General features: G+C 43.8%; 1 protein-coding gene. It reads left to right on the top strand.

The window, feature by feature from the left end; all coding sequences use genetic code 11:
* On the top strand, positions 1-261 hold a 261-nt coding region (locus ABT56_RS24460), incomplete at its 5' end, for a hypothetical protein (protein WP_205626112.1).
* Between the last annotated feature and the right edge of the window lie 107 nt (positions 262-368).

The following is a 368-nucleotide window of genomic DNA, read 5'->3' as shown; positions in this document are numbered from 1 at the left end:
GCTATGAATATTCACAAAGAACTTTATAAATTGTTCTATCAGGCTGAGCGCCTTCGTAAAGCAACGTGTTTTAAGCAGTTTGGTAAATGTCCTTTTAGTCTTTCTAAGGATGCAATACGAATGACTTACGGGTGCGGTATCGATATTGCCTGTTTATTTGATGCTCAAGCCGCTGCCGCTCGTGTGATGGTCAACCGCTTTGAGTCGGATTTTCCGAAGTCACGAGACTTACAGGATATTTTTGACGGGGGTGAGCTATGAGAGATAAAGCCAAAATAATCAAAGTAGATCACCGCTATTTTTGCGGGTTCGGCAAGTCAGGCCAACCGATGTTGGCTTGGTCATTGGCTGGCGCGCAATTGTTTATT

This window comes from Photobacterium aquae, assembly GCF_001029445.1.
GTDB classification, from domain to species: Bacteria; Pseudomonadota; Gammaproteobacteria; order Enterobacterales; family Vibrionaceae; genus Photobacterium; species Photobacterium aquae.
Note: the sequence above shows the minus strand (reverse complement) of the source record. Positions and strands in the feature narration are given on the sequence as shown.